The sequence below is a fragment of the Halorhabdus rudnickae genome (assembly GCF_900880625.1).
Taxonomy (GTDB): Archaea; Halobacteriota; Halobacteria; order Halobacteriales; family Haloarculaceae; genus Halorhabdus; species Halorhabdus rudnickae.
Genome location: NZ_CAAHFB010000001.1, coordinates 1,484,830 through 1,497,893, shown reverse-complemented (window position 1 = coordinate 1,497,893; position 13,064 = coordinate 1,484,830). Strand labels below are relative to the sequence as shown.

6 protein-coding genes are annotated in these 13,064 nt (G+C 60.9%); 4 read left to right on the top strand and 2 right to left on the bottom strand.

Annotation, left to right across the window (positions count from 1 at the left end):
• Nucleotides 1-23 precede the first annotated feature (23 nt).
• Complete coding sequence (locus BN2694_RS07405; protein ID WP_135663799.1) at nucleotides 24-605, bottom strand: helix-turn-helix domain-containing protein; 582 nt, start codon at nucleotides 603-605, stop codon at nucleotides 24-26.
• A 397-nt stretch (nucleotides 606-1,002) separates the two neighbouring features.
• On the opposite strand from BN2694_RS07405, the gene BN2694_RS07400 reads away from it, so the two are divergent.
• On the top strand, nucleotides 1,003-2,670 hold the full coding sequence (locus BN2694_RS07400; RefSeq protein ID WP_135663798.1) for a COG1361 S-layer family protein: 1,668 nt from the start codon (nucleotides 1,003-1,005) through the stop codon (nucleotides 2,668-2,670).
• Nucleotides 2,671-5,157, top strand: a complete 2,487-nt coding sequence (locus tag BN2694_RS07395; RefSeq protein ID WP_135663797.1) for an efflux RND transporter permease subunit — start codon at nucleotides 2,671-2,673, stop codon at nucleotides 5,155-5,157.
• 455 nt (nucleotides 5,158-5,612) lie between these two features.
• On the opposite strand, the gene BN2694_RS07390 is transcribed toward BN2694_RS07395, so the two are convergent.
• Complete coding sequence (locus tag BN2694_RS07390) at nucleotides 5,613-7,127, bottom strand: DUF7827 domain-containing protein (protein ID WP_135663796.1); 1,515 nt, start codon at nucleotides 7,125-7,127, stop codon at nucleotides 5,613-5,615.
• Between the two features lie 209 nt (nucleotides 7,128-7,336).
• Between BN2694_RS07390 and BN2694_RS07385 the strand changes: the two genes are divergently transcribed.
• Both BN2694_RS07385 and BN2694_RS07380 read left to right on the top strand, forming a co-directional pair.
• Complete coding sequence (locus tag BN2694_RS07385) at nucleotides 7,337-9,730, top strand: S8 family serine peptidase (RefSeq protein WP_135663795.1); 2,394 nt, start codon at nucleotides 7,337-7,339, stop codon at nucleotides 9,728-9,730.
• A gap of 411 nt (nucleotides 9,731-10,141) precedes the next feature.
• On the top strand, nucleotides 10,142-13,006 hold the full coding sequence (locus BN2694_RS07380; protein ID WP_135663794.1) for a carboxypeptidase regulatory-like domain-containing protein: 2,865 nt from the start codon (nucleotides 10,142-10,144) through the stop codon (nucleotides 13,004-13,006).
• The last annotated feature ends 58 nt before the right edge of the window (nucleotides 13,007-13,064 follow it).

Sequence of the window (13,064 nt, the reverse complement as noted above, 5' to 3'; positions counted from 1 at the left end):
GCCTGGTTACTGGATCGCCTCCGCTATGCGCATCCCGAATCGATACGTTCGATCCCGGCCCGGACGAGTTTCGCCTCCGCCTTCTGTAGATGTTCACTGGCGGTGTTGGTCACACACTCCAGTTCCGCAGCGATATCCCCCTGGGTCGCCGCCCGAGAGTTCTCGTCGTATCCCAGGTCAAGAGTAACGGTGACGGCCTCGCGCTGGCGCTCGCCCGACGTGCTGGCGGGATTCGTCCGCCCGCAGGGGAACCGCCCGATCTCGTCTATCCGGCAATCGATCTCGTCGGGCAACGCGTCGAGAGCCCCTTGGAGCGCTTCTGGATCGCCGCTGACGTGACAGTGTATCTTTCCATCCTGCCAGACGATTGGTCGGTGGACGATCACCCCGGCGCGAGCGATCGTCTCGAAGATCTGATCCATCACCGGAATCAGGCGTTCGCGTGCCGTCAAGAAGACGTACGACACTGTTTCCTCCGAGCCGACGAGCCGAACCGGTTCGATGGCGTCCGTCGCTTGGGCCGCCGCGACGAACGCTTCGGTGTCTCCTTCGATCGCGTAGCGGAACGTCGATATCTCCCGTGGTGCCCGGTTCCAGCCGATCACTCTGTTTCCCCGAGTACAGACGGATCGCCGAGTCGGGTGAGTAGCTTCGGCGTCGTCTCGCTGTCGAAACCCAACGTGACCCGCGTGTGTTTCATGCGGGGCGAGCACGCCAGCGCCTCTTAAAACCCCGACTATATCCTGCGGGAAGTACTCCTTCGTTCAGCGTTTACCCCTGCCTGATGGCATTCCACGGATGGACGGATTCAGTTCACCGGCGTGATACCGTTCCCCGTTTCGAACAGTCGCCGGACCGAACTGAGCAGCCGTGGGGTCGCTGGATCAAAAGATTCTTAATCCAGGACCGGTGCTCACTAAACGTTCAGTCAAACACCGCGAACAGCAAGTCGAACACCATGCACTACCAATCCTTATTGACAGATAAACCCTCGTTCAAGCAATGATACCGAGTATCCGTTCACGATCGAATCGCTTCTGGACCCTCCTGGTGACGGCCCTCGTGGTGGGATCGAGCGTTGCAGCGATCCCCGCGGCTGTCTCCGCGCAGGCTCAACCGACCCAGAGCGTGGTTGGCCAACCCGACATCACGTTCAGCACGGCAAGCGGCGCCGTCACCGCTGGTAGCGCCAGTAAACTCTCCGTTTCCATCACGAACCGCGGGGAAGTCTCCCGGACCGGTCCGCCAGACTACGAAGACCTGGTTTCAACCGCCCGGGCGATGACGCTCCGGTTCAAAGACGGCAACGTGCCGATCGACGTCAAATCGGGTGAAGTCACCGCGGGACAATCCGGAGCGGTCCCCGTGGGAAGTCTGACCCAGCCCGTCCCGATCACGGTCGCCGAGAGTGCCGATCCCGGTACGTACAAGATCCCCATCGAGTACGAGTATCTCTACACTCGCCAGATCACGTACGACCGTTCGGGCAGCGTTGATCGGACGGAGTACACCGTCACGAAAACCGGCTCAATCACCGTCAGAGTCGAAGAGGACGCCCGCTTCGAAATCCTCAAAACAACCGGGACTGCACAGGTCGGCGACACCAGTGAGGTCACCGTCTCCCTACGCAACACCGGCACCCAGACCGCCCACAGCGCCACTGTCGTCGCAAACTCCCAGAGCGGGTCGATGGGCTTCGATTCCGGCTCACCCAGCGCTAGCAGCCACATCGGCAAGTGGGTACCTGGCGAAACTCGCAGCGTCACCTACGACGTGTCGCTGGCACCCGGCGCCAGCGTCCGGGAGTACACGATGGGCCTCACCGTCAACTACGAGGACGGTGACGGTATCCCACAGCAATCTTCCTCGATGACGGCTGGGATCGAAACGCTCCCCGAACAGTCGTTCGCGCTTTCGAACATCGAATCGACGCTGCGCGTGGGTGAAGACGGCCAGATCAGCGGCACCATCGAGAACACCGGTCCTCAAGCGGCCGGGAGCGTGGTCGTCCAGTATGCCGACGACGCCCCGACGGTGATCCCGATCGAGCAGTCCGCGGCCGTCGGATCGCTCGATCCCGGCGAATCGGCCTCGTTCACGCTGCCGATCGAGGTCAACAGCGAGGCCGAGCCCGGCCAGAAGTCGATCGACGTGGCGGTCAGCTACCGCAACACGGACGACGAGAAACGGCTCTACGAGAAACTCGACGTCCAGGCTGATGTCGCCGAAGAGCGCGACCAGTTCGAGGTCGCGCTGGCCGAGCGGACGATCGAGTCGGGCGGATCGACCATGCTGTCGGTCGAAGTCACGAACAACCTCGACGAGACGGTTAGTGACGTCGAGGGGCGACTGTTCGCCGATGACCCGCTAGATACCGGGGATACGGACACAGGCTACGCCGAGTCCATCGAACCTGGTGAGACAACAACGATGACCTTCGAGCTCACTGCCGGGAGTTCCGCGGTGACGGAGAAGACCTATCCGATCTCGCTGGACTTCCGATATGACGACGCTGATGGCGACAGCAAGCTCTCAGACACGACCCGCGTGGCGGTGACGGTCGTCGAACCCGCCGACGATGGCGGTGGGCTGCCGATCCCGCTGATCGGGGGCGGTATCGTCCTGCTGGTCGCGCTCGGAGGCGGTTACTACTACCTGCGTGATCAATAGATGAGCCAGCTTGGCGAGTGGATCGAAGAGTCCGTCCGGTGGACCAACGAGCGGATCGTCTCCCATCCTGGACCGGTCGTGGTAGCCTTCCTCGTCATGACGGTCGTGTTGGCCGCTGGGATGCCGCTGATCCAGACGTCATCGGACGTCGAGGACACGTTCACCGAGGGAATCCCCCAACAGCAAGCCTACGACTCGATCCAAGAGGAATTCGAGGACCCCTTCTCCAACGGCGAGGAAACGACCCAGCTCATTCACACGGGGTCTGACGTTCTCACTCGCCAGGCACTCCTCGATGAACTCCGGTTGCTGGAACGTATCGACGATAGAGATAACCTCCGGATGGATTCGGCGAACGGGCCTGCGACCAGTGTCGCCCAGGCACTCGACCCCGAGGCCGAAACGATCGCCCAGCAGCGACGCGCAATCGAACGGGCGACCGACCGGCAGGTCAGACGGACGATCCAAAAACTCGCAAACAACCCCCAGTTTTCCCGGGCCCTCTCGAACGACTTCAACAGTGGAGAGGCTACCGCTTCTGCCTCGATAACCCTCGTCTCACACGACGTCCCGTCGTCGTTCGGTGACGACGAACTGCAGGACATCCAGGTGTCGATCGATGCGCTCACCGAGGATGCGAGCGGGGACATCCGGGCATACGGGACCGGCATTATGAGCTCCGAGCTGAACAACATCATCGGCGACTCGATGACGATGGTCATGCCGGTCGTACTCCTGTTGTTGCTCGCCTTCCTCGTCGTTGCGTACCGGGATCCGTTCGATCTGGTGCTTGGGCTGGTCGGGCTCGTCATGACGATCATCTGGACGTTCGGATTCCTTGGATACTCCGGGATCCCGTTCAGTCAACAGATGATTATCGTCCCGGTGTTATTGCTCGCAGTCGGTGTCGACTTCGGTATTCACGTCGTCAACCGCTACCGTGAGGAGACCATCGAGGGAGTCAAACCGATTCCGGCGATGGAGACTGCGACGAACCAGCTCGCGATCGCGTTCCTCATCGTCACCGTGACCGCGGTGATCGGCTTCGGGGCCAATCTGGTCTCGGACCTCCAGCCGATTCGCCAACTCGGGATCGCCCTGTCAGTGGGGATCGTGTTCACGTACTTCATCTTCGGCTGGTTCCTGCCGGCCGCAAAGCTCCTGGTCGATCGCTTCCGGGAGAAATACGGCATCCCGGAGTTCGGGTCCGACCCGATCTCCTCCGAGGAATCGGTGCTGGGACGCATACTCGCAGGGTCGGCGACTGTCGGCCAGTACGCACCGCTCCTCTTGATCGTCGCTGTTATCTTACTCAGTGCCGGGGCTGGGGCGTACGGCTCGGGCGTCGACACGACCTTCGATCAGAAGAGTTTCCTCCCGCCGGAGGAGGAGGCCGGCTACGTCGAGTACTTCCCGGCCGCGCTCCAGCCCGGCGATTACACCGTTACCGAGACCCTCAACCTGCTGGAGGATCGCTTCGAGACGAACCTCGGCCAGTCCTTGCTGATATATGTCGAGGGTCCATTCGAGGAGTCCCATGCCCTCGAAGCACTGACTGCACCCGATGATAGCCCGCCGAGTAGCCTCGCTGTTGGAGAGGGCAGCCAGGCCAACGCCGAGAGTATCGTCACGGTGATCCAGTCCTACGCCGATCGGAACCCCGAGTTTGCCGCGCTCGTCGAGCGCAACGACCGGAACGGCGACGGCGTCCCCGACCGTAACCTCGATCGGATCTACGACGAACTGTTCGCCTCGCCGATGGGTGACCGTGCGAGCCAGTACCTCGCCGACGACCGGCGGGGTGCCAAGATCGAGTACTCGGTGAAAGCTGACGCGAGTCAGGAAGAGGTCTCCGCGGATGGCGCTGAACACGCCGAGAGCTTCCGGTACACCGCGACCGCCACCGGACAGACGGTTATCTTCGCCGCGATCTCGGACATCCTCTTTCAGTCTGCCATCCAGGGGATGATTCTGGCGTTGCTACTGACGGCGATCTTCCTCGTCGTCGCCTACGGCATCCTTGAGGGCAAACCCGGGCTCGGCGTCGTCAACGTGCTCCCGATCGGCGTCGCCGTCACGTTCCTCCTCGGGACGATGCGTGCACTCGGCATGTCGCTGAACGGACTGACCACGATGATCCTCTCGATCGCCATCGGGCTCGGGGTTGCCTACTCGGTACACATCACCCACCGGTTCACCGACGAGTACAACCAGAAGGCAGACGCGAAGTCGGCACTCATGCCGACGCTGTCGGGAACCGGCGGAGCGCTCGCCGGCAGCATGCTCACGACGTCGATCGGGACGGGGGCACTCGCACTCGCGATCACGCCCGTCCTCGGGGACTTCGGTCTGCTGATCGCGCTGAGCGTGTTCTACTCGTTCGTCGCGTCGATCCTCGTGTTGCCCCCCGGACTGTTCCTCTGGGACCGGTTCAACACGACCGACCGGACGGGTCTCGCGCGCTTCGTCGCCATCGTCATCCCCTAACGCCGTCCGTTCGCCCGCTTTCGGTCTGTCTCTACTGCATTGTGTCGTCTCCGGTGATTTCTCGTCAGTGTCGACATCTCGATCTCTCCAATCGTCTCGGTGTCGGGCAGAACGTGACGCCGGATCAGACCGCCAGCAGAGTGCTTCATCCCAGTTTCGTCCGTGTGGCAACCATGCTCTCCCCCCCTAACTGATCGGTGGACCGGATTGAATGGCCGAATGTGGACCGGATTGAAGGGCCGCATGTTCGTCGTTTCATCTCTCATTTCGTAGGATACGCTCCGACCGATTGTGCCCTCGTCATCGGTGGCGGTGCCTCGCCCTCCCCCACCGTCCTCGTGCTTTTCGTCTTCCGAGGGTTCTCGCGACGGGTTCGACATCCGCTCCGCTCTCGATTCGATGGTCGTCCGGGGGTGGTCGAACTCGCCTACTGCGACAGTCTTGGCGCTGTTCGCTCAGGAGGCTTCGGCAAGCGTGAATCGATAGCTCGTCCCTTGCAGGTCGTCCGCTTGGGGCGTTACACGCACGGTCGTGTCATCTCGGAGGTCGCTGACGTCGACGCTCGTCTGAAAACCTCTCTGTTCGTTGACGACCGCACGCACGTCGTATAGCCTGGACGTGAACTGGTTCTCGGCGTGCATGTATAGCTCGACGTCGCTCCCGGGTGCGAGCGTACTCGACCCGAAGACCGTCAACTTGCCGTCTTCGAGGTCGTGATCGTCGAACGAGATCGAGCGCGGGACGACCTCGACGCTCGTCGACAGCGAATCAGTCGCCCCGTCCGTCGGGTTCGGCTTGCTTAGACGCACGTCCATCGTGTCTGGCTCGTCCGTGGGCAGCGTGACGTAAAGCGTGTCGACCTCGCCGTCAAGGACGTACTCGAACGGCATTGGATCGACGAACATCCCGGCCTCGTCCGCGACGGTCACGTCGACGCCGTTGCCGAAGACGCCGTCGCCGGCCGGCCCGTAGGCAACCTCACCCGTGTGCGTGTGCTCACCGACTGTAACGGAGACTGCATACGTCCCGTCCGTCGACGGGTTTGTGAGCCCGTCGTACTCAAGGTACAGCGTCTCGTTGGCCCCGAGCGTGTGCCGGTCAGTGAACGAGACGGTCGCCGTTCCGGCTTCGCCCACAGTCGTACCGGTTACTGATCCGGTCAGGGTACGGTCTGGGCGACCGTCACCGTCGCTGTCGATACTCACGCGCTGGACATTCATCCCCGTCAACTGCCTGGGAACGGCGCCGCTCTCCGTCGCGTAGGTTATTTTGACAGTCTTGAACGTCTCGTTTCGGTCGCCAGCCTCGACACGGGCGGTGTGTCGAGTCGGTTCTTTCGGCGTGGCCGGGTCGGCGTACACGAGATTTTCGCCCGGCGGGTTTTCGACGTTCATCGGACCCGTTAGGCCGTCGGCATCGAAGGCCACGACGCCCAAGTCTCCAGTCGCGACGGATTCGACGGTCGGGAGCGAACCGAAGAGCGTGCCGTCCGTGACGTTGAAGTCGCCTGGCGCGGCGACTGTCCGGGCGCTCCGGGCTTCTGCCTCGACGATCCGGAGGAGAGACGTATCCCGATGGGTGCCGTCGATCGAGAGTTCGAGCATGTGGTTGCCGGTCGTCATCCCACCGGTCCGCTCGGTGCGCGTGAGGACCCTATCGGGTGCGACGGCCGTATAACCGGCTCCGCGACCGGTGCGTTCGGCGTGCGTGTTTAGTTTGACCACGACTTCTCCGTCCCCGTTAGTGTCGGCGACGGTGACCGACCGCTCGTAGGTCCCACCCGTGGCCGTCAGTGTCGCCTTACCGCCGTCGGAGATGTCGATCGGGATCTCGACGACGTCATCGATATTCTCCCGGAAAACGCTCTGCTGAATCTCGCCGTCGCCCGGCGCCGCCAGGGCGGGTGTAGCCCCCGCCAAAACACACGTGACGGCGGCCACAACGACGAGGATCCGCTTGGATCTGCTCATATCCAACGGTAGGAATACACGGGGGTATAGGCTTTGTGTCCATCCTCACTTGTTGTCCGGTTTCCGACAGCAGCCGCCATTCTCGCAATGTAGTACAGCTGTTTTTTTATTCCATGGCGTGGGCAGCATTGTGTGACACGTCAATACAATGTGTCAGGTATATTGGCAGAGTGGAAAGGGTTAGGATACCGGTGGGATAAGATGGAGTAATGTCACACCGGGGTATCGGGACGACAGTCTTGGTAGCTATAGTTATAATTGTCGCCGCATTGGTGGTTCCACCGGCTGTCGGAGCAGTCGGACTCGCCGATGGACCTGCCTCCGTGGCAGCGGACGCGAGTGCTTCACAGGACAACGAGACGAACGGGGTCGAACACGTCGCGAAGATCGTCGAATTCAAAGACAAGTCTGTCCGGGATACGATGGTGATGCCGGACGGGATCGAAGTGACCGGCGGTACCGATGTCGACTTCATTCCAGTAGCGTTCGCCGAGGGGCCGCCGGCCGCCTTTGAGACGCTCGAACGCCGGCCAGGCGTCGTCCGGGTTCTCGACGACGGTCGCGTCAGGATCGAACCGCCGAACGAGACAGAGTCGACGGTCTCGACATCCGACGAAGCCACCACGGCCAGTCAGCTGGTCCCATGGGGGATCGACCGGATCTCGGCACCGTCAGCATGGGGATCTGTCTCGAATGATGCCGTGGGACAGGTCGACGTTGCGGTACTCGATACTGGGATCGACTTCAGGCACGATGATCTAGATGTGGCGTGGGGAGCGAACTTCGCCAACGGGGTTGAAGAGTACGGTCGGTACGCTGGACTGGACAATCAGGGCCACGGGACCGCTGTGGCCGGCGTTGTCGCCGCTGCTGACGACGGGAATGGCGTCGTAGGTGTTTCTCCCGGGGTCGACGTGTACTCGGTGAAAGTTCTGAACGAGAGCGGAGTGGGGCGCCTCAGCTGGATCATCGACGGTATTGACGCATCGTTGAAGGGCCAAGACGGGACGCTCGGGACCGACGACGACGCCGATGTCCTGTCGCTCAGTCTGGGATCCTTTGGTGGGTATTCCTCCTACCAAAACTGGATAAACGACGCGAGTGATCACGCTGTCGTCGTCGCCGCGGCGGGCAATTCCGGCGACGACGATGTGTCCACTGATGAAGTCACGTATCCAGCTCGGTACGACGGGGCGATCGCCGTCGCAGCCACCGATCAGTTGAACGAAACGTGGGACTACAGTGCTGAAGGTGATACGGTCGAACTGGCTGCGCCCGGGGTCGATATCACCACGACCGGGAGAGGTGGTGGGCTTGTCAGCGTTTCGGGTACCTCTCTGGCTACTCCGCACGTGTCCGGCGTAGCCGCTCTCGTGATCGCACAGGATCTCGAAGATGGGAGCCAGGACTTGTCACCGGCCGAGGTCCGGACCCGGTTGCAGGACGCCGCGGTCGACATTGAGGCTGACGGGATCGACAGGCGCAGCGGCCACGGCCTGGTCGTCGCGACTGAGGCGGTGGAGGGCAGCCCGGCCGATGGTGCTACGTTCTCGATCGAGGGTCTTTCCCCCGGCGGGACGTCTGTCGTCCAGGGTGAGATGGTGACTGTTTCCGGGATCGTCACAAACACCGGCTCGGAAACCGGCACGGAGACGGTCGAACTCCGTCTCGATGGGCAGACGATCGATAGCGAGTCCGTCTCCCTTGCGCCCGGAGGCAGTACGACAGTCTCCTTTCCTGGGTTCCACACGACCAATCTGAATCCGGGGACACACTCGTATTCGGTTACTAGTCCCCACGACGAGCGGACGAGCACGCTGACGGTCCTCGAACCGGCTACGTTCGAGCTGTCGGCCCTCGAACCCGGAAACATCACGGTGACTGCCGGTGAATCTGTCGACATCTCGGCGACTGTGACCAATACCGGTGACGTCTCGGATACGAAAACGGCCGAGGTACGCGTCGACGGAGAGACAGTCGACAGCGAATCGGTCTCGCTCGGGGCCGGTACCAGCGAGTCGGTATCGTTCACGATTTCGACCGACGGAAACGAGGTCGGGACGGTCGAATACGGTGTCTACACCCCCGACGGCGAGGTAGTCGGGTCGTTGACGGTCGGTGCCTCCGAGACGCTTTCGATCGAGGGGCCGAAACAGGTTCATGCCCCAGCGGGGACGACCGCGAACCTGACTTACACAGTGGTTAACGAAGGGGTTACCCAGCCGAGTTCCGGGTCGGTTCAGCTCACGTCCATCCCGGATTCCCTTGAGGTCATTGGCAGTAACTTCTCTCTGCTGGGCGTTTCAGAGCCGGTCCCAGGACCGGGCGAATCGGCCGACGTGACGTTCCGTCTCGACGTGCCGGAGGTGGCCAATGGCTCCTATCCTGTGACCGTTAACGCGTCGTTGGGATCAGTGTCTATCTCGACCGTCACAGAGATAACCACGAACGAGCAATGGTACGTGCCCTACGTCACTGACAAGAACGTGGTCGACGCCAACGGGATCAACGCGGCGATCAAGGACTATCTCGAAGGGGATCTCACCGATCGACGGCTCAATACCGTCGTGACGTCGTACCTCAATGGGACGCCCATCGAGTAAGCGCCGGGCGATCGTTTTTCGTGGAGACGCATAATCTGAGAGCGCTTGGGAGTGTGGATGGAAGATATCTATATTATTGTCTCTCCAATACGAAATCCACATACTACTTAAAGTCTTTCTGGTAGCGGAGTGTTTCAGTATCGCTCAAACGGTCGAAATCACGGACTGGAGTACCTATATATCGATTTGCGCCCCGTTGTCAAATCCGGGGTGAACCAGAAAGCATTTACCTCATTCGGCAGATTGGTTCGAACGTGAACCGTCAGTACCCAGTCGCCCAATCCAAACTCGCGGCGAGCGAGTGGGTCGGACTGAGGGACCTGACGGTCCAAAACATGGACACGAGCACTACTACAACAACAATCGACCAGGTGTATTGTTCACCAAATGACACACAATCATAGATAATACATGACAGGAAATTCAACACCATATGAGAAGGCGAGAGCAGCCTTCCTCGCTACCCTCATGGTGCTGTCGGTCTTTGCCGGAGTGGTAGCCATCTCCGGATCGGCCGCAGCAGCCGCTAACAGCGTCTCTCTTGACAACGACCCAGTTGCCGAGGGAGATGCTGTCAGTGGGACCGTGGTGGTAGATAGTGGAAGTCCAGACCTACACGTCTGGATTGACACAGACGATAGCGGCACATTCAATTCAGGCGAACCGAACACGACGATAGCCAATGGGCAGTTCTCGGCAGGCGATAACGTCCCATTCAGTGGCCTTGACACAACTGGTCTGAGTGCAGGCAGCTACGATGTTGCAGCCGCTCAGAGCAGTTCCTTGACCTCCGGCAGCACTGCTGAGGCTGCCACTGCGTCTGTCGAGGTCCAGACAGTCGTCGTGACGAACGTCGACGCACCGCGCGTCGCGCCGAACGCGACGGGCGTTACCGTCGAGGTGACGGTCGAGAACGTCGGCTCGTCCGCTCAGAACACGGACATCAGCTTCCTTGCGGACGGTACTGAATCCAATGTACTGGGCGATTCGGCGACCACGACGGTCGCCAGCCAGATGAACACGTCGCTGGCTGGTGGTGCGTCTACAACGCTGACGTTCACGCCGAACACCTACGATGACTACCTCAACGCTGGGATTTCCGCGAATACGGACACTTACCACGGTGTCTACCTCGCGGACAACATCTCGGGTGACAAACAGGACGCTGCGGCGACCGAGTTCTACGTCAGTGGTCAGAGCACGGAAGGCGCCGTCACTGCGGAAGTCCGCAACACCCAAGGCTTCCCGATCGACAACGCCAATACGACGCTGTACGTCGGCTCCGTTGATTCGACGAACGTCGTCGCAACTGGCGTCGCCGACGGTGGGCCGAACGACAACCGGATCCGATACGAGGATCTGGCAGTCGGTACCTCCGGCAGTCCCGTCGAGTACATCGTTGTGGCCAACAAAGATCGGTTCCAGGCTGACAACCGTGCTGCGGAGCTCACGGTCAACAACAACGAGGAGACGGTCTTCCCTGAACTGCAGTCCAACCTCGATGCCCAGCACCTCGAAATCGTTCGCGTGAACGATAACGGTCAGCCGGTCGACAGCGACCAGGGATCGTTGCTGGCCGACGGCGAGTCTGAGAACACTCAGACGTTCGCTGTGGTCACCCAGAACCAGGCCAACGATGGCATCTCCGGCACGCTCGATGTCTCCCTTGACATTTCCGGTGATGCGTACGACTTGACTGGTGGGACGCACGGCGTCTCTGTGGGTGACTTCATCGACAACGAGACGCTTGACCGCGGTACGTCCGTCACGATCAACGGGTCGGACACCTGGCAACTCGACAGTGACTACGACAAGGTCAGCGCTGGTACCGTCAGCTACGCCACCTTCGAGGTGACGGCTGACAACGCTACGCGTGACCGGCTGGAATCCAACAACCTCGATCCGATCGCGGATCAGCCGCTCACCGCGTCCGCGCAGAACGAGACGTCCCCTCTGACGGACAGCGGCAACGTCACGTACTTCCTGAAGGGCGACAAGGCCACCCAGCACCAGGTCGTTGGCACCGACAGTGAGCCAATCGAGAATGCGACCGTGTGGGTTGCCTACCAGAACGCTTCCCAGAACCTCGACGCAGCGGAGAGCATCACCGACCTGTCTGGTGACGCTTTCCTCGTCGACGAGACGAACGAGAACGGTATGGCCGTCATCGACGGCATTATCGGCAGCGCTGACAGCGACAGTCCGCGCTTCAACGTCTACGTCCAGAAGGACGACTACGACGTCTTCAACTCGTCCGAGGCTACACTCTCGAACGGCAACACGCTGAGTGCTCAGACTGGCCTGGCAGGCGACACCTACGTGGCCGACTTCGACGTCAACAACACCATCGCAGGTGACGAAGGCAGCGGCGAGGACGACGTCTACTCGCACGTCCTCTACGAGACAGCGCAGGCCTACGACCTCAACGTGACCGTCGCTGACGCGGAGGGTGACTTTGTGAAGTCGACCACTCTCCCCGACACGGAGAGTCGTCAGGTCCAGATCGAAGTCGCCTCCGGCGAGGTCGGCCAGGATCCGGCTGACTTCACGTCCGCCGCGAATGAGGAGATCGACCTCGAACTGATCCGTGATTCCGGTGTGGCCAACTTGGTCAACACCACCGTTGAGACGAACTCGAACGGAGTCGCCTACACGGCGATCGAAGGCGTTGAGACGCAGACCGGCATCGTCAACATCACGGCGTCGATCACGAACTCTGAAAACACCCAGTACCGGACTGACGGCTCCACTGACAGCATCAACGCTATCGCTGATCAGGCAGAGGTCGAACTTGTCACTACCGGTAACATCGAAGGTGACGTCATCGACGCGAATCAGGAGCAGGTTCCGGGCGCTACGATCGAATTGCAGATCGAAAACTCGACCGGTGCCTTCGTGTCCTTCGAGAATCGGTCGGTGACCACCGGTACGGACGGCTCGTTCACCTTCCAGAACGTCCCGACAGGCGAGGACTACCGCGTCGTTGCGACCTTCGTGGACGCTGATGGGAATGAATACACTGGCTTCAACGAGGGCCAGCTTGAGAACCTGGTGTCCGGGACGACTACGGCCGGTATCAGCCTCCAAGAGCTGGAACTCGATGATGTCCCGACTGACTGGTACACGGGTTACGTCGACAGCAACGATGTCGTCGGGGACGACGGCCTCAACGATGCTGTCAACGACTACCTCAACGACGATCTGTCGGACGACCAGATCAACGACGTCATCGCGTCGTACCTCAACGACGCCCCTATCACGGACTACATGGGTTAAATTCCAAACGAGAGTCGCCTAATGAATAATACACAAAGCATATACCAATCGCAAAACG